This is a genomic window from Butyricicoccus sp. AF35-5AC, from assembly GCF_003477715.1.
Lineage (GTDB): Bacteria > Bacillota > Clostridia > Oscillospirales > Butyricicoccaceae > Agathobaculum > Agathobaculum butyriciproducens.
In genome coordinates this window covers 1-23963 of sequence record NZ_QUDX01000006.1, presented here as the reverse complement: position 1 = coordinate 23963, position 23963 = coordinate 1, and the positions used below count along the sequence as shown (strand labels likewise).

The 23963-nt window shown below is 45.9% G+C and carries 31 protein-coding genes, 1 pseudogene and 1 riboswitch; all 32 genes and pseudogenes read left to right on the top strand.

Annotated features, from left to right (window positions below; genetic code table 11):
- Positions 1–5: 5 nt before the first annotated feature.
- Positions 6–587, top strand: a complete 582-nt coding sequence (locus DWZ82_RS09040; protein WP_118480312.1) for a sigma-70 family RNA polymerase sigma factor — start codon at positions 6–8, stop codon at positions 585–587.
- A gap of 60 nt (positions 588–647) precedes the next feature.
- Positions 648–1343, top strand: coding sequence for a hypothetical protein (locus DWZ82_RS09035; protein ID WP_118480310.1), 696 nt, complete (start codon positions 648–650; stop codon positions 1341–1343).
- A gap of 2 nt (positions 1344–1345) precedes the next feature.
- Positions 1346–1831 (top strand): hypothetical protein, encoded by a 486-nt coding sequence (locus tag DWZ82_RS09030; RefSeq protein ID WP_330593522.1) that lies wholly within the window; start codon positions 1346–1348, stop codon positions 1829–1831.
- A gap of 115 nt (positions 1832–1946) precedes the next feature.
- Positions 1947–2585 carry a hypothetical protein gene (locus DWZ82_RS09025; RefSeq protein WP_442861227.1) on the top strand — a complete coding sequence of 213 codons (639 nt, stop codon included), beginning with the start codon at positions 1947–1949 and terminating at the stop codon, positions 2583–2585.
- A gap of 293 nt (positions 2586–2878) precedes the next feature.
- On the top strand, positions 2879–3280 hold the full coding sequence (locus DWZ82_RS09020) for a single-stranded DNA-binding protein (protein WP_118480306.1): 402 nt from the start codon (positions 2879–2881) through the stop codon (positions 3278–3280).
- A 116-nt stretch (positions 3281–3396) separates the two neighbouring features.
- Positions 3397–4212: a hypothetical protein gene (locus DWZ82_RS09015; RefSeq protein ID WP_118480304.1), complete on the top strand. Its 816-nt coding sequence runs from the start codon at positions 3397–3399 to the stop codon at positions 4210–4212.
- A 45-nt stretch (positions 4213–4257) separates the two neighbouring features.
- Positions 4258–5331 carry a DUF932 domain-containing protein gene (locus DWZ82_RS09010; RefSeq protein ID WP_006874318.1) on the top strand — a complete coding sequence of 358 codons (1074 nt, stop codon included), beginning with the start codon at positions 4258–4260 and terminating at the stop codon, positions 5329–5331.
- A 38-nt stretch (positions 5332–5369) separates the two neighbouring features.
- Positions 5370–6203 carry a hypothetical protein gene (locus DWZ82_RS09005; RefSeq protein WP_006874319.1) on the top strand — a complete coding sequence of 278 codons (834 nt, stop codon included), beginning with the start codon at positions 5370–5372 and terminating at the stop codon, positions 6201–6203.
- Between the two features lie 103 nt (positions 6204–6306).
- A complete protein-coding gene (locus DWZ82_RS09000; protein ID WP_117497644.1) occupies positions 6307–6846 on the top strand; it encodes a sigma-70 family RNA polymerase sigma factor in 540 nt (179 codons plus the stop codon).
- A 63-nt stretch (positions 6847–6909) separates the two neighbouring features.
- A complete protein-coding gene (locus DWZ82_RS08995; protein ID WP_117497642.1) occupies positions 6910–7155 on the top strand; it encodes a hypothetical protein in 246 nt (81 codons plus the stop codon).
- 104 nt (positions 7156–7259) lie between these two features.
- The gene (locus tag DWZ82_RS08990; RefSeq protein ID WP_243022920.1) at positions 7260–7943 is read left to right on the top strand and encodes a YkgJ family cysteine cluster protein; all 684 of its coding nucleotides are present in this window, start codon (positions 7260–7262) and stop codon (positions 7941–7943) included.
- A gap of 35 nt (positions 7944–7978) precedes the next feature.
- Positions 7979–8407, top strand: coding sequence for a DUF6809 family protein (locus DWZ82_RS08985; RefSeq protein ID WP_118480300.1), 429 nt, complete (start codon positions 7979–7981; stop codon positions 8405–8407).
- A complete protein-coding gene (locus DWZ82_RS08980; protein ID WP_118480298.1) occupies positions 8400–8885 on the top strand; it encodes a hypothetical protein in 486 nt (161 codons plus the stop codon). Before DWZ82_RS08985 ends, DWZ82_RS08980 begins: the two co-directional genes overlap by 8 nt.
- A 175-nt stretch (positions 8886–9060) precedes the next feature.
- Positions 9061–9600, top strand: a complete 540-nt coding sequence (locus DWZ82_RS08975) for a hypothetical protein (RefSeq protein WP_050624180.1) — start codon at positions 9061–9063, stop codon at positions 9598–9600.
- A complete protein-coding gene (locus DWZ82_RS08970; protein ID WP_118480296.1) occupies positions 9597–10142 on the top strand; it encodes an adenylosuccinate lyase in 546 nt (181 codons plus the stop codon). Before DWZ82_RS08975 ends, DWZ82_RS08970 begins: the two co-directional genes overlap by 4 nt.
- A complete protein-coding gene (locus DWZ82_RS08965) occupies positions 10139–11233 on the top strand; it encodes a DUF4313 domain-containing protein (protein WP_118480294.1) in 1095 nt (364 codons plus the stop codon). Before DWZ82_RS08970 ends, DWZ82_RS08965 begins: the two co-directional genes overlap by 4 nt.
- Positions 11230–11553: a hypothetical protein gene (locus tag DWZ82_RS08960; RefSeq protein WP_118480292.1), complete on the top strand. Its 324-nt coding sequence runs from the start codon at positions 11230–11232 to the stop codon at positions 11551–11553. Before DWZ82_RS08965 ends, DWZ82_RS08960 begins: the two co-directional genes overlap by 4 nt.
- 128 nt (positions 11554–11681) lie before the next feature.
- Complete coding sequence (locus DWZ82_RS08955; protein WP_118480290.1) at positions 11682–12389, top strand: DUF4313 domain-containing protein; 708 nt, start codon at positions 11682–11684, stop codon at positions 12387–12389.
- 26 nt (positions 12390–12415) lie between these two features.
- A complete protein-coding gene (locus tag DWZ82_RS08945; RefSeq protein WP_003501988.1) occupies positions 12416–13072 on the top strand; it encodes a hypothetical protein in 657 nt (218 codons plus the stop codon).
- 386 nt (positions 13073–13458) lie between these two features.
- A riboswitch (TPP riboswitch) is annotated at positions 13459–13558 on the top strand.
- Between the two features lie 224 nt (positions 13559–13782).
- Entirely contained in the window at positions 13783–14457 is a 675-nt protein-coding gene (locus DWZ82_RS08940) for a TenA family protein (RefSeq protein ID WP_055200141.1), read from the top strand.
- On the top strand, positions 14454–15257 hold the full coding sequence (thiD, locus tag DWZ82_RS08935; RefSeq protein ID WP_055200142.1) for a bifunctional hydroxymethylpyrimidine kinase/phosphomethylpyrimidine kinase: 804 nt from the start codon (positions 14454–14456) through the stop codon (positions 15255–15257). Before DWZ82_RS08940 ends, thiD begins: the two co-directional genes overlap by 4 nt.
- An 11-nt stretch (positions 15258–15268) precedes the next feature.
- Positions 15269–15910 carry a thiamine phosphate synthase gene (gene thiE, locus DWZ82_RS08930; protein ID WP_004611584.1) on the top strand — a complete coding sequence of 214 codons (642 nt, stop codon included), beginning with the start codon at positions 15269–15271 and terminating at the stop codon, positions 15908–15910.
- The gene (locus DWZ82_RS08925; protein WP_064786729.1) at positions 15900–16556 is read left to right on the top strand and encodes an HAD family hydrolase; all 657 of its coding nucleotides are present in this window, start codon (positions 15900–15902) and stop codon (positions 16554–16556) included. The genes thiE and DWZ82_RS08925 overlap by 11 nt, the downstream gene beginning before the upstream one ends.
- Positions 16557–16558: 2 nt before the next feature.
- Positions 16559–17044, top strand: coding sequence for an NUDIX hydrolase (locus tag DWZ82_RS08920; protein ID WP_242973598.1), 486 nt, complete (start codon positions 16559–16561; stop codon positions 17042–17044).
- A 623-nt stretch (positions 17045–17667) separates the two neighbouring features.
- Positions 17668–18051: a GntR family transcriptional regulator gene (locus DWZ82_RS08910; RefSeq protein ID WP_002578893.1), complete on the top strand. Its 384-nt coding sequence runs from the start codon at positions 17668–17670 to the stop codon at positions 18049–18051.
- Positions 18044–18904, top strand: a complete 861-nt coding sequence (locus DWZ82_RS08905) for an ABC transporter ATP-binding protein (protein WP_118480289.1) — start codon at positions 18044–18046, stop codon at positions 18902–18904. The genes DWZ82_RS08910 and DWZ82_RS08905 overlap by 8 nt, the downstream gene beginning before the upstream one ends.
- On the top strand, positions 18897–19547 hold the full coding sequence (locus tag DWZ82_RS08900) for an ABC-2 transporter permease (RefSeq protein WP_015567057.1): 651 nt from the start codon (positions 18897–18899) through the stop codon (positions 19545–19547). The genes DWZ82_RS08905 and DWZ82_RS08900 overlap by 8 nt, the downstream gene beginning before the upstream one ends.
- A gap of 9 nt (positions 19548–19556) precedes the next feature.
- Positions 19557–19679, top strand: coding sequence for a hypothetical protein (locus tag DWZ82_RS15850; RefSeq protein ID WP_262348839.1), 123 nt, complete (start codon positions 19557–19559; stop codon positions 19677–19679).
- A 161-nt stretch (positions 19680–19840) separates the two neighbouring features.
- Positions 19841–20503: an ABC transporter ATP-binding protein gene (locus DWZ82_RS08895; RefSeq protein ID WP_117715689.1), complete on the top strand. Its 663-nt coding sequence runs from the start codon at positions 19841–19843 to the stop codon at positions 20501–20503.
- A 1-nt stretch (position 20504) separates the two neighbouring features.
- Positions 20505–23096 (top strand): FtsX-like permease family protein, encoded by a 2592-nt coding sequence (locus tag DWZ82_RS08890; RefSeq protein WP_227085120.1) that lies wholly within the window; start codon positions 20505–20507, stop codon positions 23094–23096.
- Positions 23097–23100: 4 nt separating this feature from the next.
- Positions 23101–23793, top strand: a complete 693-nt coding sequence (locus tag DWZ82_RS08885; RefSeq protein ID WP_118480278.1) for a response regulator transcription factor — start codon at positions 23101–23103, stop codon at positions 23791–23793.
- Positions 23790–23963 (top strand): annotated as a pseudogene (locus DWZ82_RS08880) (sensor histidine kinase); the annotation flags it as partial. The gene DWZ82_RS08885 and the pseudogene DWZ82_RS08880, both read left to right, overlap by 4 nt.

The window sequence follows — 23963 nt, the reverse complement described above, 5'->3', positions numbered from 1 at the left end:
GCCTGATGAAGCAAAACTTTAAGCTTACCAAAGACCAGCAGACACTGGTAGAAAAAAACCTATCCATCGTTCACTGGGTCATTGTCAACAACATCCATGTAAATCCCGGCATCTGTGGTCTGGAGTATGGAGATCTGTTTCAGGAAGGATGCCTGTGGCTCTGCAAGGCCGCTTTTACCTACCATGCCGGACAGGCGCAGTTTTCAACCTACGCCAAAAAGGTTGTGAAAAATGGACTCCTCTCCTACTGCCGAAAAATCTGTAGTCAGGGGCGGCACGTCAGTCGGCTGATCATCGGAGAACAGGGCGAGCTGGCCGCAGATGGAGAGCAGGTAGACCAGCCGGATGACCATTTTGACTCCCACCTTTCTCGTCTGGAGACCCTTGATCTGCTGGAAGCCAGCAAACAGAACTATCAAGGCGTTGCCAGACTTGGCATCGAAGCACTGGCGCTGAAGGTTCAGGGAATGCGCATTACAGACATCGCCGCCCTCTATCAAGTCCCTCCTTCCCATGTGGGCGCCTGGATCTCCCGCTCCCTGGAAAAACTTCGCAATGACCCTGACTTTTTAACCTGCCTGCTTTGATCTGTTGAAAATCAGCATCAGCAACAGTAAGGGATATGTATAAGAAGGAGGTATCGAAATATGGCAATCAAAACCCTATACACTGCGGTCGGCCGGTTTGAACGAAGGACAAACGGCTGCAACCGCAGTTGTCCAATCATCCTGTTAGGCGGTCAGGAGTACATGGCCGATATGCAGGAAATGGTGATTTGGAGCATGCTCAACTGGAGAATCCTGCGCTGGGATGACATCGCACAAGAATACGAAAAGCTAGCCACCGCATCCGGTTACTGTACCGAGCGTTCTTGGGAAGACTGTACAAACCGACTGCTTACCCGCGGTCTTCTGGTATCCGGCAGCGGTGAAACAGAATACGATGCTTTGTATGACCTGCTTGGTTCGCTCAGCATTATCCCAACCAGCGGACCGTTCTTCCTCCGGCTCGCCTCTTTTGTCAAGCTGACGCTGCTGGCACATGTTCCGGTATCCGCTGCGCGGAAACTGTTCCAGAAAGATAAACGCACCAAATACGAAGCTCTGGTCATGCGCCTTGCCGGACAAGCCCTGCTCTCCACTGCAGAGATCATCAAGTGCATAGATAAAAATATTTCCCGCCTCCCCAATGAATGTGCGCTTTTGGATTCCCTCTACGGAGATGAAACGACCACCAGTGACAACATTGCCAGCATGGTCAAAATCAGCCAGAGCAGCAAGCCAGTGACATTAGCCGTTGCCAATCTTTATCTGCGGCAGCAGATTATCTTTGAGAGGGTATGAGCATGATGAAACAATGGACTCTTTTTCCCACTGTATTGCAGCGAAAGTTTCTGCTCACTCTGCTGGCCGGAATCGCCAGTGCGGGAATCAGCGTCATCATCTGTGTGGCGACTAAAGATCATATCCTGCTGGCATTGGGGATTGTCGTACTCTGCGCCTGTCTTATATCCTGTCGAGGGATCTGGGCGACTGCAACACATAAGAACTACGAGGTAGTGGAAGGCATCTGCGCCGGTATCAGTACACCTATGCTCCGCCGCTACCGCAAAGTACATCTGATAGACAGCCATGGCATAGAGATCACACTGCTTCTCAGTAAATCGGCCCTGCTTAAAATAGGCGAGCCCTACCGATTTTACTTTCAGAAAGGGTCACGGCCTGTCGTTGGAAATGACTATCTGGACGCAGCACTTTCAACAAACAGCTTTTTGGGCTATGAAGCAATCAGCGAGCCGGAGGAGCATCCCGATCCGTCCTCTGAATCCTAAAAATGCGAGGTGGTTTTGAGCCACCTCGCTTTCTTAAAGGGCATTTTGCAAATCACAATGACCAACGCCTGATTTCCTTATATTTTGCAGAATACATTCCTTCTGTCCCTATTTATTGGGTAGATCAAGGAAAGGAGGGTTTCCTATATATAAGCCCCACACCATCGAACAATATAAAGTCTATCGCTTTCTGGAAGAAAACTTTGCGCTGGAGCATTTCCTGCTCGCTCCTTTGTCACGCTTCGGACTGATGCTGGAGGACAAAACCGGTGAAAAAATCGCGTTTGCCTTTCTCAATGACTGTGTGCAGGAAATACCTGTACCGGCTCCAGCTGCTCCGAAAACAGTAATCGCTTTTCTAAAACAATTCCGCAGCCTTACGCCCCGCCCAGTCATCCATGACTTTGAAGCGCTGACCCGCTGGTGGCTGGACAATCCCAACCCGCTTACCTACCAGCAGGCGCTTGGTATGTCCGATATTCTTTACCGCCATTTTCTGTCTCATCCTCTGATCAATGAAGATGACGCCCTTCGGCTGGCACGCAAAGGACTCGTTACTGAATCGGAATATAACGACCTGCAGCTATGGTATTTCAACGGCCATACGATGTCCTGCTGGTTTGGTTCCCTGGGAGTGGATGGCACCGGCAGCCTATATGGTCTGATCTTTGACTACCAAACTGCATCTCCAACAAAAACGCAGTTCTATCTATTGGACGACTACTACCGTATTATGAACCATCTTACAGAGTAAGACCTTTTCAACTACTACATATCGTACTTGTCGCTGGCTATAAATCTATATATAGCGTTTTACATCTTGACAGGCACAAGATACAGTGCTATACTGAACTTGTAATTGATTTTTGTGCGTATCCCATTTGGGAATACAGGTCTTTTTGATCTGTACCGTAGGCCAAAAGCCTGCATTGCACACGCTGTTAAGTTTGTATGCAAGTGTCAGTGATTTTTTGCGCCCTTTTAGGGCCGAAAAACTGCTGGCACTTTTTTATATAGATAATAATGCCAATGGCAGAAAGGAGTGTTATGGCACAGATTTTTGTGTTCGGGCGCGTCATGAACGACCTTGTACCCAAAGAAAGCCAGTCCAAACAAAGCTATGTATGCTTTGATCTGATGGAACGCACCAAAAACTGGACGCAGTTCTATCAGGTATGGGCCTGGGATGCAGATGTCACCCGGCTCATGCAATTCAAGGTCAAAAAAGGCAGTGTGATCTGGCTTGCCGGCTCACAGCGGCTGGTAGATGTTCGCATGAAGGACGGTAAATTGGAAAAGAAGCTGAAGGTCAGTCTAAATGACTTTGGTTTCCTCCCCAAACAGCCCGCCGCAGCGAACAGACAGGAGAATGACCCGGACATTACTGCGGAACCCGCACCGCCTCTCACAGAGGTATTGGACGGCGACCGTGAATCCCTGCCGGAGTAGTTTACTTCGGCGCCCAAGAGGGACCGTATCAAGTTTTTCAGAATGAAACTGAAAGCTTGGTGCGGTCCCTCTTTTTTTGTTTTCCAACAAATTCAGAAAAAAGGATGGTATCAAACATGAATAATGACAAAGGACTTTTGAGCGGCAGCATCACGATCCTGATTGGTGCGGTCATCGCAATTATGGCTCTGGTACGTGGGCCCTGGCAGGTTTGGCTACTTCTGGGCGTTTTCACTCTCTGGGGACTGTGGGTAGTTTTGATCTTGCTTCTCCCCTATATGCAGCAGGCTAAACGGCATCGCCAGCGTCAGCAGCGCACCAGACGGCTCCATGCAGAAGGCATCCAAACAAGAAGTTTTGAGATCCCTGACCTGGGCAGCACCAGCTCCGATGAACTGCTGGTTCGCCACACCAACCATCGTATTCTGGCATATCTGCGCTCCGCTTATCCGCAAGCCACCTTCGAGTGGTGTGAAAAGCAGCCGGAGCAGCTAATCCGCAATGGCGGTACCGGCCGCATCCGTGTGTTTGGCATTGACGAGTTTGATCACGCTGATGTGACACTGGATCAGAACGCCAATATCAAATGCGATATGGTCAAGATCGTTCCGCTATCCAAGGTCGGCGGAGAAACAAACGAGGATGATGCAACACCTCCAAACAGGCAGCCTGTTGATCCCCGTATCTGGTATGAAACGCAGGGACGCTCTGTACTGGAAGCACTGATCTCCGACCTTAATTCCCGTGGACACAGCAAACTGACGCTTCGTGAAGACGGTGATATCTGCATTGAGCAGGGCGAAGATGCTGTTTCTCAGGAGCATCTGAACAACTTTCCCCAGAAGGTCTACTGGCCCCGTCTGGCAGAGGTACTGGAAAGCAATGGTCTGGCGGCTGAAGTCACTGCCCAGGGTATTCAGGTATCCTGGTAATGCTTCTGCTGACAAGGAACACAGAGAAAGGAGTGAACTTGACGAATGAAATCAGGACTTACCATCGTGGAAATGGCACAGCAGATTGAACGCCAATCCAAACTCAAGCAAGACTATTTGCTTGATACCAGGCGACTTCAAGTAGAACCTTTTGGTTCTCAACTTTATCTCCACACCTTTGATGACCACGATGACCCACTGGTGGAGCCATTGGAGATCAACCAGATTGCCCATCGGCAGATCGGCACACATCTGAAGATTCCGGCTGCTTACTATGACCGTATGCTTTCCGATTATCCGGAACTGCTGGCAGAGAATGTGAATTCCTGGTTCCAGCGGGAACCGACCCAGCGTATGGTCCGCACCCTGGATGGCACTGTACGGGCGTTTTTGAGCAACCGCTATCGCCGCATTGACAATCTGGACATTGCAGAAATCGTCCTTCCTGTCATTCAGCAAATGGAGGACGCCTATTTTGAAAGCTGCCAGATCACGGACAGCCGTATGTACATCAAGGTAGTCAACAAGCGGCTTGAAGCCGAAGTTGTACCCGGTGACATCGTACAGTCCGGCGTTATCATCAGCAATAGTGAAGTTGGACTGGGTTCCGTCAACATCCAGCCTTTGGTCTATCGGCTGGTATGCAGTAACGGCATGGTCGTCAACGATGCCCAGACTCGCCGCACTCACATCGGCCGGGTCAATGAGGCAGATGAAAACTTCCAACTGTTCTCACAGGAGACGTTAGCCGCTGATGACCACGCATTTGCCATGAAGATCAAAGATACCGTGATGGCCGCCGTGGATGAAACGCGGTTTACACGGGTAGTTGGCATGATGCGTGAAGCCACAACCGTTCAGATGAATACCACTGATATTCCCGGCGTTGTCCGTCTGGCAAGCAAGGATTTCAATATCACCGAGGAAGAAAGCACCGGCGTTCTGCAGCGTCTGATTGAAGGCAAAGATCTGACCCTCTATGGGCTATCCAATGCCGTAACACGCTTTAGTCAGGATGTGGACAGCTATGACCGCGCCACTGCCCTGGAGGGGATCGGATACAATATCCTGTCCATGCCCCGACAGCAGTGGAACCGTATCAATCAGATGGCCGCCTGACCATCTGCAACCATCACAATTTTTAAGGAGGAACCACTATGTATAATCAGAACAGCGATTTGATGAAACAGGAAAAATTCATGCTCCCCACTATGATCGAAGGCGATTTCAGCGCCGAGGAACTGGCTGAGGACGCCGATGGTCTGCAGATGAGCTTTCAGCGTGTCAAGATTCCCGCCGGCGGCACACTCCAATTTGAGATGCCGTCCGATGATCCGGACAATCCCGACTATGAAAAGAATCTGGTAGGCGTCATTCTACATAACCACGCCACCTGCGCCTACTGGCCGGCTGGCAGCGAATATGACGACGATACCACGCCGCTTTGTTCTTCTGTGGATGGCAAGGTTGGCATCGGCACTCCCGGAGGCGCCTGTGCTGCCTGCGTGATGAACCGCTTTGGTTCTGCACCTGATGGCAGCAAAGGAAAAGCCTGTAAAAATATGCGTGTGCTCTACCTGCTTCGCAGTGGTGAGTACATGCCTCTGCAGGTAAATCTGCCTCCTACCAGCATCAAGCCCTTCAAGGAATTTCTGAACCGGGCCTTCATGCTCCGCCGCCGCGCCACTTACGGCAGTATCGTGCAGATTGGTCTCAAGCGTGAGAACAACGGCACCAATGACTACAGTGTTGCTACCTTCAAACTGCTGCAGGATTTCCAGGGCGAGGAGCTGGCTCAGATCCGGGCTTACGCCAACAGTTTTAAGGAGCAGATCAAACTCCTGCTCCAGCAGCGTGCCGAGATCACTGAGGAGCAGCGCGACACCGGCTGCGATTATGTAATCGAGCCTGGCGCCATGACCAACGAGCCGGCAGACGGTCACTATACTGTCAGCCAGATCAATGGTGACTGCGAGCAGCTGCCCGCATAAGTATTCTGATGTGGCCTGCGCCACATGACACATGAACAAAGGGATGCCTTCGGTTTAACACACCGGAGGTATCCCTCTTTTTTTATTTAAGGAGGAAAACACAATGTTATGTGAAGTACCATTAACCAAAGAACAACAGGCATTTGCCACTGATCATCACGGACTAGTCTACAAGTTCCTGAATGAAAACCATCTGCCGGAAGATGAATTTTATGATGTGGTTGTTTTCGCATACTTAAAGGCAGTAAAAGATTACTTCAACTCTCCATCTGCACAAAAATTCTCTTTTAGCACAATCGCCACACGACAAATGAAATTCCGGCTCTATGATTACTTCCGCACCCAGGAGCGCCGCAAGCGCAATATGGAGGTTCTCAGTATTCACGTCGGATTATATCCCGATGGTGCACCTTTAGAAGATACCATTCCTGCCCATGACCCAATCATGCAGCAGTTGGAAATGGATCTTCTGCTCCACGAGCTGGCCGGCAGAGTCTCCAAGCAGCAAATGGATATTGTTCATCTGAAACAGGGCGGCTATGGTCTCCGTGAGATTGCCCGCACCCAGAAGGTTCCCATGCGGCGCATTAAAGAGTTGCTGGCTGAAGTCCACGATGTACTGCTGGACATTTGCTATGGATGAACCCATTACAGATAAGAAATACCCTTACATCCACATTTTCAAAAAGATTGGAGGTCAAACCGAATGAAGAAAGAAAAGAAACAGATCGTTTTGAATGGCTCTCTGCTGCGTCCGCTGTCTGTTGGGCGTGGTGCGCTTCTGCACGCCGGAGGAAACATCTACCATACTTCGCGTGTGGTGACGATTCTGGAGGAGTCGGAGGATTGCGTCCGTTTTGAAACGCAGAACTCCCACTACCATCTGTCCATGTCCCCTTTTCCGCTGGCGGCTGTCAGTCCGCTCCCTGTGAGATTGGCCGCATGTGCGTGAAGGGACTGTAAATGGTTTGGAACAGCCGGCTCCCGCTGACTATTCCACAAGTTCTGGCCGTGGCGGATACCATTCCGTCACGGCTCTTTTTATGGAGGAACAAAATGAATGAAGAAATCATGAATGAGATCCAACCAGTCCGCCCCAAAGACCAGTTTCCCTTTTCCTGCCGTCAATGCGGGGCATGCTGCCGCAATATTGAAGGCTGTGTAATGGTGGAAAGTCTGGATGCCTACCGTCTGGCTCGCTATCTCCGAACAAAAGGTGAGCTCATCGAAGGAATAGAGGATTTCCTGTTCCGCTACTGCGATCCGGAACCTCTGACCGAAGAAGGCTTCCCTATCTATATGCTCAAGACAAAAGCCCCAAACGGCTCCTGTATCTTCCTTATGGATGGGCGCTGTTCCGTCTACCCTGCCCGTACCCGTACCTGCCGTATCTATCCTCTTACCGTAGGTCCAGGGGAGCGTGGCCGTGATTTTGAATACTGCCTGTGTCTGGACCGGCACCGGAGCCACTTTACCGGCAGCCGGGTATCCGTCAAGGACTGGTTGTATCAGAATTTTAAGAGGGAAGACAAAGAATATGTAAAGCGGGAATATGAGATTGCCACCGAACTGGGCAAACTGATGCGCGCCATTGACCCTGCCATGCGGCAAGGCATTGTATTCAAGGTACTCTACTACCGCTATTACAATTTTGATTTAGACCAGCCTTTTCAGCCTCAGTATGAGCAGAATAACCGACACCTGTTAGCAGACCTGCACCGGATTGCCGGGGAACAGTAAAAGGCAAATGGCTTTTAGAAAGGGGGCCTTATTTTATGAATTTACACGAAACAGCGATGGGGCAAAGATTTTTTAATGTTCAGCTCCCTGCACTGATCAACACACTCAAAGACATTGCGGCGGCGCTTTCCCACCCTGCACCATCTGCTATATCCTTTCCGGCAGACCCACGCTTTCTCACTTCGCTCTATTATGGCGAATATGAAGCAGATGTGTTCAAGCCCGATAAACGCCTCGCACCTTTTAACCAGGCAGTACAGCAGAAAGAAAAAGCTCTGCTCCCGCTGCTCTCCAACGAGGCGTCCATCGCTTTTGAACAGTATCAGGCTGCGGTACAATGCCGCAATTCTGCTGTATTGGAGCAGGCATACGCCTCTGGTTACCGTACCGCTGTGCAGATGTTTGCGGCAGGCTTAGGTCCACAACCGCCAGTACCGGAACATGAGGAGGATAGCAATGGATGAGAACAGACTGCCCGAACTGCCCCAGGAAGCTTTTCGGCCAATGATCGCACAATCAGTCCAACTGGAACAGTTTTTGGGGGAAGAACTGATTTTTTGCTTTCGGGATCTTGATGGCGTCCATACCTTTACTACCTGCTATGGCGATATCTACAAAACAGTCAACGCACTGCGGGACTATGTCCGGCTTCTGGAATCGGTGTGCGATCAGTGGGAGCTGACTGGATTCCATCGTGCTACCTATGAGTACCATGCTGAAAAGCTTCGTAAAATTGCGGATAAACTGCAAGCTGGTATCGGCTACGACTATGACAAAGCCGTGGAAAGATGCAAAAAGAAACGAGCTAGAAAGTCCCACAGCAACGATGTCGGGGAAGATGCCCTTCTGCTGACGGTACGGGCTGCCGGCAAGTCCACTGACAATGAAAAGGAGGCTGCGCCTTATGAGGAAGATACCCCTTGGGAACCTGAACTCGAATAACCCTATAAAAACATCTGTTAAAAAGTATCATGCAAGCGTTACCCGACAATCCCCCAGAGAACGGAATCGATTGCTGGCTTGCAAGAATTTTGCGTTTACCCACGCCAATGTGCATAAGCACTGCCGCCACTTCCGGCGCGGATAGCCGTCCGGAAGCTACCCACGGAGGATGCCTATGGAACGAGATGAACTACGCACCACTTTAGTGAACCATCTGGAAACCCTGCGGCGCAATCTGCAGGTCGTATCCATGGAGGTGCTGAAAACCAAGTACAAAAAACCATTTGATGCCCTGCGGCAAGACATCTGTAAAGCCGCTACCGCCTATACCCGCTTTCTGGTATTCGACGGTATGCGGATCAAACACAAATACTTTGATGAGGCTGTACCCTATATCGATACAGCTGTGAAGCAAACCAAGCGACTCAAACAGATCTCAGATGCTGCCTTTCAGCGTCAGGATATTGACGAGATCGAATCACTCGCCCTTGCCCTGCGCAAAGAGATAGAAGCAGCTCTGCAGCCCTTCTATATGGGACATATGTGCCTTTATGTGACGCCGGAATGCTTTGATGACCCGCCCAAGACGCCGGAAGTCTACAACGATGCAACCGCCTGTGTCTGGCGGGATGGTACATGGCAGCTTCTGGAGGATACCAGCAAAGGGTTCCTGCTCTTTGTTCAATCCAAATCCAAGGAGGAAGCTGCCGCATGAAAAAGACATCTCAGCAATATCTAAACAGCAAAGCACACGGTTATCTCATGGAGGCCAAAGCCTGTAAGCTTTTGCTCAAAGACTTGGAGCGCATCCGCGCCAAGCTCAGGCGGCACATCGAAAAGGAAGCCGCAGACCGCGAGGCAGAATTTGAAGCAGCTATGCAATACCATAGCGAAAGTGACATCCAGGAAGCCTACGGCTGGGAATTTATCAGCGAACAGCAATATGAACGCTATCTGGAATTGTTCCGTCAAGGCCGCAAGGCACTTGATGAACACAGCCCCACTGTTACAGAGCTGGCTCTCTCCATCCTGAACCGCATCTTTCAGGATATTGATAGAGACTGCCGCCAATGCGAGTTTGAAGCCCTGTCGCCGGAAGAACAGCTTGCCGAGTTGAAGCGTGCTGAAGAATCCAGGCAGGCATGGAGGCAGTATATCGCCAGTCTGAAAGAAATGGTCGGCTCTATGACTGGAAAGACCAATGACCACACTGAGTCAAAAAATGTAGCAACTATACACAAGGAGGATGCAAAATGAAAATTCACGAAGATCGTTCTCATATGAATATTGATACCAGATGGTTTGAAAAAGGCTATGCCAAAGAAGACGTCCACTCCCTGCGCCTGCAGTCCCTATGCACCGAAGCAGAGGCAGCAGCCAACAAACAGTTTTATGACAGCCACACCCGCGAAGAATGGGAGCAGTATATCCGTCAGGCAAGTTTGGAGAGCAGCGCAGCAATGAAACCCGTCATGGAAGCCATCGCACAGGACTTTGTCTGCTACCAGTATGACGAAAATATCCCTGTGTCCTATGGCAGCGACCGATGGGATCTGTACTTCTGGTGTAATCCCTTTAACGGCGCCGCAGACGCATCCGAACGGGATTTCTCATATTTCACGCTGACCTTTAACGAACGTCAGATGCTGGAGAAACGAAGAAAAGTCTGTCAACAGGTGCTGGATCTCCTATGCTCACGCTTTCAGGAGCATCCTAATCTCGATGTAGCCGTACAGTATTCCATATGGTTTGACCATCCAAAGATCCACGATGCGGTGGAGCGCGCAAAGCCCCGTCTGCATGGCCTGCGCTGTATTCAGGACCAAAAAGAAGGAAAGCTGCTCCTGCAGGACGGTGCCCTGCTCTTCAAGCCAAAATACGCAAAGAAATATACCCGCACGCTGAGCCAGAGCCAGATTTTGTCCCTTAGTTGGGAACTGGGCGTAGAGGACGGAGAGCCTGATACCGATGCTGCACCTGTTACCTTGCCTTACAAGAAATTTGGTGCCACGCACCCCATCCAGCTGCAGGTGACTTCCTACCTGAATGGAAACCTTGCCATACAAATGGTGACATGGGAAAGCGGTGACCCGGAACCCTGGGCGACTCTCACCGTCAACCTGCCCGGCCAACGGCAAAAAGACCATGCCTTTATCGACACCAATGCCGATTCGGAATTTCCCACCTGGCTCATACGACATGGTCTGGCTATCCCAACCGGTCGCACCATGCAGAGTGGGTTCTGCACCTATCCTGAATATCGTTTTCGTGCCAACCGGCTGCAGGAGCTGGACCCGGAAGGGTATGCAGGCTACCTGAAAAACTTTGAAAGGCGGTGCAGCGCATGAAATATAAGGCAGTTTATGATGTACTGAATGAAAGGCGGCAGACTACCCCCGGTTTCTGTTACCATGACCGCAGCGGCTGGCGTGCTTACCCCCAAACCTACATGACCATGCAGTGCCCTTTATGGATTATTGCTGAAGATGCTGCCACGGGCAGGCGTCTGTGGATCACCCAGGAGGGCACCCGATTTAACATTTCCATTCGAAGGATGGATGAACAGGGGCGTAACTATGGCCCTACCTATCGCATTACTTGTGAAAACAGGACAAAGCTGGCTCAGGTTCTGCGCTATCAGTTCGAGTCAAAGACTTTGGCTGTGTAGCTGACGATGACCAGAGAGGAACTGCATTCCTCTCCCTGCTCCGGTTTCCTTGTTCGGAACACACACTAAGAAGCACCGGCAATCTGCATTTTTGCAGGCGTCTGGTGCTTCTTTGGAGGAAAACGCTTATGAATACTCTCGCATTTACGCTGGGCGAACACCGAGCCCAGCTGACTTTGAAAATCAGTACATATCCCAACGGCAATCTCGCCATCAAACTTTATGAAAAGGATCACGGCATCCTGATTTTTTGGGAAACCCTTACCACCAACTTAACCGGATTCCGCCCCGACCACTGCGCTTTCATCAATATAAAAGCCGCAGACGGACTTTTTCCGGCCTGGCTGTCAGACAATCACCTTGCGGAACCCACTGGACAAATTCTTGAATCGGATGGCTGTCTTTACCCTGAATACCTGTTTTATGGCAAAGAACTGGATGCCCTGGATCATGAGGGGCACACCCTCTACATCCGGCATCAGAAAGGCGAACTGGGGTGCCACTTTGAGCGGCTGTATATTGCCCTGCGCAGACTGGCGCGGGAAATCAACGGGTTCAGCTACACCGATTACAGCGGCTGGCGGTGTCTGGATGGGAGTTCCTCCACCCTGCCCCTCTGGATTGAGGCATCTGATCCTTCTCATGGCCGCAAATTCATCTTCACACAGAAAGGTCCCGCACTCCAGACTATCATCCGCTATGCCGATGGTACGGAGAAGCAGTGCATCTATCGGCGCAAAGAGGACATGGCAGGCGATCTGATGACCATGTTCCAGGATGAGCTGCGTGTTTACCCTCCCTGGTCTGAAGACCGAAGGAAACGGTACGAATATTAAACACGATAAAATAGGAGGACATCATCATGAAGATCCGTATCTATCCCAAATCCCTGTTGGAAACCATGTGGCAGCAGGACAAACTGCTGTTTACCCCAGAGGCGGAGCAACCACCCCTGTGTCTTCGGTGTGGTCAGCCGCTGGATTGCAGGCTGGTCATCAACGCCCTGAGCCGCTATGCAGATGTCCATATCTGCGAGGCGTGCGGTATGGATGAAGCCCTGCGTGATGCCAACCGTTGCCCACTCCCTCTAACAGAATGGGCAGCTGTCAAAAACGGTTTGAGCCAGCAGCAGACCGACTTTGAAAATCCGTTGCTGACTACTTCCTGCACCTTTGAAGATCTGTTTCAGCAGGGCTCCCGTCCTGCCAGCGAGATAGCCTATTCCCGTTCTGATTATGACGGATGGAAATGGTGGACCACCTGGCATCAGTGCCAAAAGGATACGCCTGTTCTGGAAGTTGCCCGTGAAATTGATGCTTTCCAGAATGCGCTGTTCCAACTGCCGGAGTTTCTGAATTTGGATACCCTGACACGGTTCTGCCGAGGGTACGCCCAGCCCACCAGCGAGCCCACCGAATTCAATTTGTATTCGGAAACTGCCCACTTTTATATCTGGCTGCGGTTAGTCACCCGGCATCGAGATTATAATGCCTATGTGCATTACTATCTGAAAGGTTAAAAATTTACAACGCACCGGATACAGTATGCCTATCGGCTCTGTATTCGGTGCGTTTTTCTCTCTTTATATACCGCACCATAATCATATCCAAAATATTTATGAAAAATTAGATGCCACAAATTCTATTGAGGGATAAAACAAAGCTATTATTTTAGGATACATTAGCCCCTTACTGTAACCCAGTGATAAAAAACGTCGGCGAAAAGGTGTCAAATCCTCCACATCTGTCTCTCCTTTTTTGTCCGTTTTCCCGCATTTAGAACCTCGTTTTGAGGGGAACAGGATAACTTTATCTAGCCGACCATGCGGAAAAACCTTTGATTTCCGTGGACTTTTACCGTCCTAAATGCGTAGACTTGACTTTTGGGGACTTTCTAACTATAATGATATTCAAGCAGGGGGACTACCTTGTAGTTGAGAAGGTTAAAACCTGACCCTTTGAACCTGTTGGCTAATACCAACGCAGGGAGCTAAAGAATACAGATTCGTATTTTTTGGACATTCTCTGTTTTGGGAATGTCCTTTTTTAATTGAATAAGATATGATATGTGTTTGCGAGGGAACTGAACAAGTTGAAAAAGGTAAGACCTGACCTCTGGACCTGTCGGCTAATACCGGCGTAGGGAAGCAATTTCTTACGCTCGTATTGCGTCTGAAAGAGCTTCTAATTGTTTTAGAGGCTCTATTTTTTTATCTTAGGAGGATCAAACATGGCATTTATGAAAGACATTTTAACCCGCAACATCCCCATTTGGGAAGAATGTGCAGCTACCCCATTTGTGCAGGAAGTGCAAACTGGAAAGCTACCTCTTGAAAAGTTCAAGAGATATATGATTCAGGATAGTATCTATCTGAAAAACTATGCCCGTATATACGGCAAGGCAATTTTTCATGCTGATACATTAAGAGAAATTCAGCTTTACTATTCCATGCTGAATTTTGTAAATGATACGGAATCAGAAGTGCGTCTGGATTATCTAAAGCAGTTTTGCATGACGGATAATGATATTGAACTGATCGCTCCTCTGCCTGAAAATCAAAATTACATTGATTTCATGTTTGAGATTGCGTCACATGGAAAGAATGAAGAAATTTTAATGGCGGTTCTTCCCTGTATGCTAAGTTACAGCTATATATTCCGCAAATTGGCGGCTGTTCCTACAAGCAGACAGTCAAGATATTGGGACTTTATCAAAGATTATGCGGATGAACAATATGCAGAAAGCTGCAAAGAATGGTCTGCTTTTGCAGAGCATAAATGTGCCGGGTTATCAGTAGCAAATAAAAAGTATCTGGCTGATATTTTTGAAAAAGCAAGTTTGTTAGAGCTTGCTTTTTGGAAGATGGCCTATCGGAACGAGAGAATGGAGGAAAATGCAAAATGAAAAAAGTATTGTCCATTGCCGGATCAGATTGCAGCGGAGGTGCAGGTATTCAGGCTGATTTGAAAACTTTTTCTGCTCACGGTGTATTTGGAATGAGTGTTATTGTTTCTGTTGTTGCAGAGAACACCAGCCGTGTTATCGACATCCAAGATATTACCCCGGATATGATTGAAAAACAGATTGACGCCGTATTTGAAGATATTGAAGTGGACGCAGTAAAAATCGGTATGCTTTCTACACCAGAATGTATGAAAGCGGTGGCAAAGAAACTATTACAATATAAGCCCCAAAATGTCGTAATCGACCCGGTTATGTATGCCAAAAATGGCTGCCCATTGATGAATCCTACGGCGGTTTCCACCTTGATAGACACAGTAATTCCACTGGCCGATGTACTTACTCCGAATATTCCAGAGGCAGAGAAAATAGCAGATATGCAGATTTCCACAGTTTCAGATATGGAGGCTGCCGCAAGAAAAATATATGCCATGGGTTGTAAGGCGATTGTTGTCAAGGGTGGACATCATATAGGAAATGCTGTTGATGTCCTATTTAATGGAGAAAATTTCTACCATTTTGAAACATCCCGCATTGATACGAAAAATACTCATGGGACAGGCTGTACCTTTTCTTCTGCAATCGCTTCCCAGCTTGCAAAGGGAAAAAGTGTTCCGCTTGCAGTCGAATCTGCAAAGGCATATGTCACAATGGCAATCGAACACTCTCTTGCGATTGGGAAAGGCTGTGGCCCGACGCACCATTTCTACGAATTGTATCAGCATGGTTTATCTAAAGAATAGGCAGGTGCAAAATGAACTTTGATTATACACTTTATCTTGTTACTGATCGTCAACTAATGAGCTGCGATAGCCTGACAGAAGCGGTGGAACAGGCAATTTTAGGAGGCTGCACAATGATACAACTCCGAGAAAAAGAATTGTCCTCATTAGAATTTTACAATCAGGCTGTTGCCGTGAAACAGGTTACGGATAAATACCATATTCCCCTTATCATAAACGACCGGATAGATATTGCAATGGCTGTGCAGGCTACGGGGGTACATATTGGACAGCATGATTTACCTGCGGCTGCCGTCCGCAAAGTAATTGGGGAAAATATGCTGTTGGGAGTATCCGCATCTTCCATTGCAGAAGCAATACAGGCACAACAGGATGGTGCAGATTATTTGGGAGTTGGCGCAATGTTCCCTACTGGAACTAAAACCGACGCTGATTCTGTATCAATGGAAGAATTACAGAAAATCCGCGCAGCCGTTTCTTTGCCGATAGTTGTTATTGGCGGTATCAATAAGGGAAATGCAGGGCGTTTCAAGCCCATGGGAATTGACGGGCTGGCTGTTGTATCTGCCATTATAGCGCAGTCTGATATAAAAGCTGCTGCTGCGGAACTGAAAGATTTATTTTGCGGAAAGGAAAAGAAAAATGGATTTTAATGCGGCAATCTTTGATTTAGATGGAACAATTCTGGATTCAATGGATGTATGGGAGCATATAGATATTCAGTTTTTGAAAAAGAGAAAGCTTCCCGTCCCGGAAAATTATGTAACTGAAATATGTGCAAGGAGTTTTGAGGAAGCCGCACAATACACCATTGATCTTTTTGGATTGCAGGAAACGGTAGAGGGAATTATTGAGGAATGGAATAATATGGCGGTCGAGGAATACAGCAACCATGTCGGTCTGCTGCCCCATGCCCTTGATTATCTTCTGCGCTTAAAAGAACATGGAATAAAACTTGCAGTTGCTACGGGGTTGCCGGAAAAGCTCTATATGCCATGCTTAAAGAACAATTCGATTTTAGAATTATTTGACGCCTTATGTTCAACAGATGAGGTGCAGCGGGGAAAAGAATATTCGGATGTCTTTGAATTGGCTGCAAAAAAATTAGGGGTCGCACCTGAACACTGCATTGTGTTTGATGATGTACTTCCAGCAATTAAAAGCGCAAAGGCAGCCCGTATGTTAGCAGGTGGGATTTATGATAAGTATTCCGCAGATCAGCGTGCAGAGATAGAAAGGATTGCTGATATTTACTTACTTGATTTTCGGCAAGCACCGATCCCACACAAAGAGGCATGAAAATGGAAAAATGGGATTTATATAATGCAAAACGGGAAAAGTCTGGAATAACAGTGTGCCGTGGAGAAATCATACCCAAAGGGCTGTATCATTTATCTGTGAGTGCATGGATCGTCAATCAGCAGGGGCAGTATCTTTTATCACAGCGGCATCCGAAAAAGCAATACCCTCTTTATTGGGAATGTACGGGTGGTTCTGTACTTTCCGGGGAAACCAGCTTGCAAGGAGCAATCCGAGAGGTAAAAGAAGAATTAGGAATACTGCTTACTCCCGGAAGTGAAAAATTGATTTATCAGACCAGACGGGAAAATGTGCAGGATTTTTACGATGTTTGGCTGTTTCATAGGGATATAAAGATTGAAGAAATGCGTTTACAGGAAACAGAAGTTGTAGATGTTCAATGGGTAAGTTCAGATAAGTTATTTGAGATGTTTCGCCTGAAACATCTGCACCCTCTAATTACCTATGTAGATCAGCTAATAGGCTGAAAAACCCTTGATTTCCGTGGACTTTTAACGCCCTAAATGCGTAGACAGGAGGTATCTTTTCCGCTGGCGCTCAGCCTTTTAATTCCGTGTTGCACATGAGGCGGAAATCTTACTGCACCAGACAGCGAAGAATCATTTTGACGAACTGGGAATCAAAAAGCTCCCCTCTGTCAAATCTCTCCGAGAGGAATACACCGATCTTCTGGAACAAAAACGGAAAGCCTATTCTGCCTATAAGCAGGCCAAAAATGATATGAAAGAACTTCATAATGTTCGGGCCAATGTGGAATATCTATTAGAGATTTCTTCCCCACCACAACCGCAGCGCAGCACAGAAAAATCCCGTCAATAAGATTTGTCTGCTTTTGGTTTTCAGCGTTCCAACGGAACGCGCAGCCATTGCCACCGGCAATGATCTCAGGGGTTTGGGGATATGTCACCAACAAGCATTAGCAGGAATTCCGGAAACGGGATTTCTGCTAAATACGCAATCTTACGTAAGATTGCATTGCTTGCCAGTAGTTTACCAGTAGTTTAGCCCCATGTATTGACATCTTATCCTCACTTGTGTTATACTGTTATGCACAACAGCATAACAGTTAAAACACACGGAGGATGCAGCAATGAAACTGATTATTTCAAATGTATCTGGCGTCCCCATATACGAGCAGATTAAACAGCAGATCAAGGCGGCTATTTTATCTGGCGAGCTTCAAGCCGAAGAAACTTTGCCCTCCCTTAGAACACTTGCCAAAGACTTAAAGATCAGCGTCTTAACAGTGACAAAGGCATACACAGAATTAGAGCAAGAGGGCTTTGTTAAAAATGTGCAGGGGCGTGGATGTTTCGTAATGGGGTCTGGTTCAGAACTGATTAAGGAGCAGCTTATTTGCAAAGTAGAAAACAATCTCACCGAAGCAATAAAAGCTGCAAGAATGGCAAATCTATCCACAGAGGAATTACATCGCCTTTTGGACATTTTAACGGAGGTAAAAACAGATGACTAATTATTTAGAGGTAACGAATCTTTCAAAATCTTTTGATTCTTTTCAACTTCATAATATCAGCTTTACTTTGCCAAAGGGATATATTATGGGCTTGATCGGCCCGAATGGTTCTGGCAAAACAACGACAATCAAACTGATTTTGAATATGCTCAAGCGCACCGGCGGTACAGTCAAAGTGATGGGGCTGGATAATATCGCAGAAGAACAAAAAGTAAAATCAGAGCTGGGCGTTGTTTTCGATACAAATTATTTCAGTGATGATTGGAAAGTGTCGCAGGTTGAAAAATCCATTTCGGTATTTTATCCAAATTGGGACAGCCAGAAATTTGCGGATATGTTACGGAAATTTCACATTGCACCAACCAAAAAGGTAAAAGAACTTTCCAAAGGTATGCAGATGAAGTTAATGCTTGCCTGTGCGTTTTCATACGACGCCAAACTGCTGATCCTCGACGAACCGACCAGTGGACTTGACCCGGTTTCCAGAGATGAACTTTTGAAAATTCTTTCAGAGTATATTGAAGATGGTGAGCATAGTGTTTTGTTCTCCACCCATATCACAGGCGATTTGGAGCGTGCAGCCGATTATATTACCTACATCAGTTATGGCGAGCTGTACTTTACTGGCAGCAAAGATGATTTTGTAGATATGTTCCGCATTGTAAAAGGTGGAATTGAGGAACTGTCCGATGATCTGAAAAATAAGGCGGCTGGTATTCGTACATTCCCTACGGGATTTGAGGCGCTGATGAAAACCGAAGATATTAGCGGTTTCCCTAACCTGACCATTGAGCCTGCCACCATTGATGAAATTGTAGTGTTTACAAGCAAGAAAGGTGACGATTATGAGTAATATTTTGAAATCCACAAAATTAGATATTGCATTGGTAAAACCCTATTTTAAGACAATTTGTTTCACCCTGCTTCTGCCGATTGTGTTTGCCGCAATCAATCGTTCTTTGCTGACAGGGGTATCATTTGCTATGTGCTTTATTGCCATGACGACGGGATATACCTTTTCCATCACAGAAAAAAACAGTATGGATCGTCTGTTTGGTATTTTACCTGTTCGTAAAAGTGAGCTTGTGATCGGACGCTATGTTTTCGTCCTTGCAATGGGGCTTCTTTCCTTGATTATTTCTTTGATTGCACAGCCGCTTGTCTTGAAAGTGCTGGGTGAAACAGTTGGCGTATTTGATATTGTAACTGCCGCTATTGCAGGAGTATTCTTATTTGCACTCTATACCGTGTTCCAGATTCCGGGATATTACAAGTACGGCTCAATCAAAGGACGGGTATTTATGTATATTCCAGTGGCCGGTTTTTTGGTGACTTTACTTCTTCTCTCTAAAATGCCAGCTATCGGGAACTCAATTATTTCAGTCGTTGAATCTTCTCCGATACTTCTTGTGTTGCTTGCGGTTTTTGCTATTGTCGTGATGTATGCGGTTTCAATCTTCTTGTCCATTCGGGTTATGAAGAATAAGGAAATGTGAGGTGATTGTATGGATTTCACAATTTTGGCAGTTGTGCTTTTGATTGGTGTTGGCGTTCCTATCCGTAATAAACTCATACGGAAATATCGGGATAAAAAGAAACAAGAAGATAATAAGGATAAGCTAAAATAATATATAAACAGCACCGGGAGGAATATGAAAATATCTTCTTTAGTGCTGCTTTTTAATAGAGCTATATTTTGCTGATAGATTTTTTGAAAAAATCCGTCCGCTGTAACATTTCGCGGACATTTGCCTGTTATACTATCTGAAAAAGATAAGGGGGGATTGATATGGCAGCAGTAAAGACAGTATCTTTAACAAAAGAATATTCTAATGGAGAACACTATTTAAGAGCAGTTGATGATATATCTTTCACAGTTGAAGAAAATGAATTTGTAGCTATTATGGGAAGTTCAGGTTGCGGAAAGACCACGTTGCTCAATTTACTAGGTGGTTTGGAAAATCCCACACACGGATGTGTCTATATCAATGATGTAGATATTACACAGTTATCTATGGAGGAAAGGAGTTCCTTCAGAAGATGGCATATTGGGTTTATTTTTCAAAATTTTAATTTAATCCCAGAGATGAATGTATTTGAAAATATAGTTTTACCTGCCAAACTTATGGAAAGAAATATCAGTAAAAAAGAAGTAATGCGGATAGCTGAAGAACTGGAAATTGAGGAAAAACTATTACAAAATCCTATGACTTTATCTGGTGGACAACAGCAGCGGGTCGCAATCGCCAGAGCTATTTATACACATCCTACCATACTTTTGGGAGACGAGTTGACAGGAAATTTAGATTCTACAACCAGTATATCCGTTATGAAATTTTTGAAAAAGATGTGTAAAAAATATAGCCAGACAATGATTATCGTTACACATGATGAAAGAATAGCAGCTATGGCAGATCGGATTATTCAGATGAAAGATGGGAGGGTTGTATAGGATGGAGAATTACGATTGTAATCAGTCGGCTGAAAGAGTGCTTATGGATGCTTCCAGGAAAAAGAATCAAAACAGAAATCGTCTACTGTTTATCGTAATTACAATTACTGTAGGCGTGATTTTTAGTGTGTTCTCTTTAATCTATGGGAAGATGGAGATTGATATTCAGAAAAATATGAAAGCCGATGGTATGGCTGTATCGACCTATATTGAAAATGGTACAGCGGATATGACACAACAGCTTACACAGCTACCATGCATAGAAAGCATTGGGAAAGAAAAGTTTGCAGGAAAATTATTAGATGATTCCATAAAATATTGTGATTGCGTCATTACAGATGTGACCGGATTTGAAAAAATGATACGTCCTGCATTTACAAATGTGGTAGGGACCTATCCAGAAAAAGAAAATGAAATTATGCTTTCTACGAAAACTCTGCAATATCTTGGAATCAAGAATCCCGAAGTGGGCATGGAAATTGAACTGGATTTTTATTGGAATGACATTTTCAATACCAGTGGAACCGGTATGCAGAACTTTTTACTTTCTGGGTATTTTACAGAGTATCAAAATCAAACCTCCGGTGCTTCTGTGGCTTTTATATCAGAGAAATCAATGGAGAAGAATGGGCTTCAATGGGAGCCATGTAGGATTTTAATAGATCATACAAAGAAATATTCCAGTGGTTCGCAAATAGAACATATGCTGACAAATAACATAAAGTTGAATGAGGGACAGAGAATTGTAAGTATGAACCCAGCAGAATATCGGGCAATAAGTGAAATGATGGGAAGTTATGGATTTGCAGTCTTTTTTTCGGTTATGGTTTTACTTTCTATGTTTTTGTTTATTTACAATATCCTAAATATTTCGCTGGAAAAAGATTTACAACGTTATGGCCTTTTACAAGTAATTGGTGTGGAACAAAAGCAGAATATTAAAGTTATGAATCGTGAGATGCTAAAAATAGGACTTACGGGAAGTATCGCTGGAGCAGTTTTAGGGGGAATGTTTATATGGGGTATTATGCCATTGTTATTAGAAAAAATGTATGCAGAGAATACATGGAAATTAGAAAGAATGGTTTTCTTTCAACCCAAACTTCTTATCCTAGCGATTGTTCTTGTGATTTTCACGTTGGGAGTGGCAGTGGAATGTCTGAAAAGAAAAATGAGAAAATTAAGTCCGTTGGAGTGTATGAAATATACGGAGGCGGTTACTTATCATAAAAGCAGGAAGAAACCGAAGATAAAGAAATTCCGCTGCTGGGGAAAACATCCTGAAATTTATCTTGCAAAGAAATATTTATTTCGGAATAAAAAAACATTTGGGATAACAAGTTTGTCATTATGGCTTGGGTGCGAATTGGCATTATGTTCTGCGGTAATTGTGAACGGAGTGGATTTACAGAATTATTATAGTAAAGAGCCGGACTTCCAAATAGGAATTACAGAGGAAGCTTGCAATTATTTAATTGAATCATCACCGGACACAAAGAATATGAAGTTTTTTCCGAAGTCCCTTATGAATGATATTGAAACGACCATAGGAAACGAACTTCATTCAGTAGAAAACATTAAAGGATTTTATCCGATCGTCGGAAAAAATGGCAAGGAGAATATAAAGATTCTAATCGATGGAGATAAAATATCCACGGTAATTCAGACAGTTAGTATCGGGGAGCAGGAAGAACTAAAAGACTTTATTCAGAAAAATGATAAGCTAGTAAATTGGGAGCAGTTTCAAAATAATCATGGAACAATCGTGCTACATGATCATAGGATGTCAGATTATATAGCAGGAGAAGTGCAGGATTATATAGGAACAGAGATGGAATTTTATGATCTGGTTCCGGTTGGTACGGAAATGAGCAGTTTAGTTCCTGAGAAATTAGTAAATTGTGGTTATCTGGATATAACAGAGGATGATTTCCCAGAGATGAAATTGTGCTGGGATGGTAAAAATATAAATATCCTATTGGTAACAGAGACTACATATGATTGGCTGGTAGAAAAATTAACACCACAAATTTTTGAAATACAATTTAATGTTGACAAAAATCAGGAGTCAGTTATCCGAGAAAGACTGAATCAGATGATTCGCAATTATAATATGGAATTTCAATCAAAATATGGACACGCTGATAAATTGAACTTGTTTTATTTAGATTCTAAATCAGAACGTTTGCTAAAGGAGCAGAACTATATTCAGACAAGTAGATGGCTACTTATGAGTATTAGTGGAATTTTAATATTTATAGGAATTATGAATTTCGCAAATACAAGAATATCGGATATTATGCTTCGGCAATGGGAGTGTAAAATCCTGGAACGTGTAGGGATGACAAAAAAACAAGAATATCGAATGTTTGTAACAGAGGGTCTTTTCTATTGGTTACTGTTATGTGGATTGCTTATGAGTTTTGGAAATTTAGGGATTGGTATCATGCAGTGGTATATGAAAATGCAGATTTCCTATTTCGCTTTCCGCTATCCGGTAAAAGAAATGATTGCGTTGATGGTATTTTTATTATTGTTCAGCATTATTTTTCCAGGAATTATTTATAAAAAACTAAAAAAGAAAAGGAAGTGAGGATATGAAGCAGATTTTAATTGTCGAGGACGACAGTTTTTTGAATAAGATGTTGGCCTATAATCTGACCGCAGACGGCTACGGCGTGACTTCTGCCCTAAATGCCAGAACCGCAGCCGAAGCCATCCGCCAGCGGGAATTTGATTTAGTGTTGCTGGACATCAACCTGCCGGACGGGAATGGTTTTGAACTGTGCAAGCTGATAAAGCCCCGGCACCTGGACACCATCCTAATTTTCCTGACCGCCAACGATCAGGAGAGCAACCAGATACGGGGCTATGAGGTGGGCGCGGTGGACTACATCACAAAGCCTTTTGTGATTGGGGCCTTGCAGCGGAAAATCAAAGCCATGTTCGCCATGCTGGAACACCATAAACCGGCCAAGGACATTTACGACGACGGGCGGCTGTTTCTGGACTTCTCGGAGCAGACCGCTTCCCTGAACGGAAAGCCACTGACCCTATCCCAGATGGAGTACAAAATGTTGAACCTGTTCCGCAAAAATCCCCGGCAAGTGCTGACCCGTGGGCAGCTTTTGGAAAAGCTGTGGGATATAGACGAGAGGTTTGTAGACGAACACACCCTGACAACCTCCATCAGCCGGATTCGCAGCAAGATTGAAGCCGACGGCGGCGCACCCTACATCAAGACCGTTTACGGCATGGGCTATCAATGGACGGGAGGCGAGGCAAAATGAAGTTTCAAAACCTATCGGTAAAGCGGCTGTTTGGCCGGGTGACAATAGGGCTTGTCCTCTCCATGTCCGGGATCACCATAGCCCTGTTTTTTGTGACAAAACAGACGGCGGTGCTGCTGACGGGCGGGGCGCTGCTGCTGTGCGCCCTTGTGGGGATTTTTGTACTGACG

Excerpts from the sequence above, each read along its gene's own strand:
- DWZ82_RS09040 (WP_118480312.1), top strand. The coding sequence starts at position 6 with ATGAAGCAAAACTTTAAGCTTACCAAAGACCAGCAGACACTGGTAGAA.
- DWZ82_RS09035 (WP_118480310.1), top strand. The coding sequence starts at position 648 with ATGGCAATCAAAACCCTATACACTGCGGTCGGCCGGTTTGAACGAAGG.
- DWZ82_RS09030 (WP_330593522.1), top strand. The coding sequence starts at position 1,346 with ATGATGAAACAATGGACTCTTTTTCCCACTGTATTGCAGCGAAAGTTT.
- DWZ82_RS09020 (WP_118480306.1), top strand. The coding sequence starts at position 2,879 with ATGGCACAGATTTTTGTGTTCGGGCGCGTCATGAACGACCTTGTACCC.
- DWZ82_RS09015 (WP_118480304.1), top strand. The coding sequence starts at position 3,397 with ATGAATAATGACAAAGGACTTTTGAGCGGCAGCATCACGATCCTGATT.
- DWZ82_RS09010 (WP_006874318.1), top strand. The coding sequence starts at position 4,258 with ATGAAATCAGGACTTACCATCGTGGAAATGGCACAGCAGATTGAACGC.
- DWZ82_RS09005 (WP_006874319.1), top strand. The coding sequence starts at position 5,370 with ATGTATAATCAGAACAGCGATTTGATGAAACAGGAAAAATTCATGCTC.
- DWZ82_RS09000 (WP_117497644.1), top strand. The coding sequence starts at position 6,307 with ATGTTATGTGAAGTACCATTAACCAAAGAACAACAGGCATTTGCCACT.
- DWZ82_RS08995 (WP_117497642.1), top strand. The coding sequence starts at position 6,910 with ATGAAGAAAGAAAAGAAACAGATCGTTTTGAATGGCTCTCTGCTGCGT.
- DWZ82_RS08990 (WP_243022920.1), top strand. The coding sequence starts at position 7,260 with ATGAATGAAGAAATCATGAATGAGATCCAACCAGTCCGCCCCAAAGAC.
- DWZ82_RS08985 (WP_118480300.1), top strand. The coding sequence starts at position 7,979 with ATGAATTTACACGAAACAGCGATGGGGCAAAGATTTTTTAATGTTCAG.
- DWZ82_RS08980 (WP_118480298.1), top strand. The coding sequence starts at position 8,400 with ATGGATGAGAACAGACTGCCCGAACTGCCCCAGGAAGCTTTTCGGCCA.
- DWZ82_RS08975 (WP_050624180.1), top strand. The coding sequence starts at position 9,061 with ATGGAACGAGATGAACTACGCACCACTTTAGTGAACCATCTGGAAACC.
- DWZ82_RS08970 (WP_118480296.1), top strand. The coding sequence starts at position 9,597 with ATGAAAAAGACATCTCAGCAATATCTAAACAGCAAAGCACACGGTTAT.
- DWZ82_RS08965 (WP_118480294.1), top strand. The coding sequence starts at position 10,139 with ATGAAAATTCACGAAGATCGTTCTCATATGAATATTGATACCAGATGG.
- DWZ82_RS08960 (WP_118480292.1), top strand. The coding sequence starts at position 11,230 with ATGAAATATAAGGCAGTTTATGATGTACTGAATGAAAGGCGGCAGACT.
- DWZ82_RS08955 (WP_118480290.1), top strand. The coding sequence starts at position 11,682 with ATGAATACTCTCGCATTTACGCTGGGCGAACACCGAGCCCAGCTGACT.
- DWZ82_RS08945 (WP_003501988.1), top strand. The coding sequence starts at position 12,416 with ATGAAGATCCGTATCTATCCCAAATCCCTGTTGGAAACCATGTGGCAG.
- DWZ82_RS08940 (WP_055200141.1), top strand. The coding sequence starts at position 13,783 with ATGGCATTTATGAAAGACATTTTAACCCGCAACATCCCCATTTGGGAA.
- thiD (WP_055200142.1), top strand. The coding sequence starts at position 14,454 with ATGAAAAAAGTATTGTCCATTGCCGGATCAGATTGCAGCGGAGGTGCA.
- thiE (WP_004611584.1), top strand. The coding sequence starts at position 15,269 with ATGAACTTTGATTATACACTTTATCTTGTTACTGATCGTCAACTAATG.
- DWZ82_RS08925 (WP_064786729.1), top strand. The coding sequence starts at position 15,900 with ATGGATTTTAATGCGGCAATCTTTGATTTAGATGGAACAATTCTGGAT.
- DWZ82_RS08920 (WP_242973598.1), top strand. The coding sequence starts at position 16,559 with ATGGAAAAATGGGATTTATATAATGCAAAACGGGAAAAGTCTGGAATA.
- DWZ82_RS08910 (WP_002578893.1), top strand. The coding sequence starts at position 17,668 with ATGAAACTGATTATTTCAAATGTATCTGGCGTCCCCATATACGAGCAG.
- DWZ82_RS08905 (WP_118480289.1), top strand. The coding sequence starts at position 18,044 with ATGACTAATTATTTAGAGGTAACGAATCTTTCAAAATCTTTTGATTCT.
- DWZ82_RS08900 (WP_015567057.1), top strand. The coding sequence starts at position 18,897 with ATGAGTAATATTTTGAAATCCACAAAATTAGATATTGCATTGGTAAAA.
- DWZ82_RS15850 (WP_262348839.1), top strand. The coding sequence starts at position 19,557 with ATGGATTTCACAATTTTGGCAGTTGTGCTTTTGATTGGTGTTGGCGTT.
- DWZ82_RS08895 (WP_117715689.1), top strand. The coding sequence starts at position 19,841 with ATGGCAGCAGTAAAGACAGTATCTTTAACAAAAGAATATTCTAATGGA.
- DWZ82_RS08890 (WP_227085120.1), top strand. The coding sequence starts at position 20,505 with ATGGAGAATTACGATTGTAATCAGTCGGCTGAAAGAGTGCTTATGGAT.
- DWZ82_RS08885 (WP_118480278.1), top strand. The coding sequence starts at position 23,101 with ATGAAGCAGATTTTAATTGTCGAGGACGACAGTTTTTTGAATAAGATG.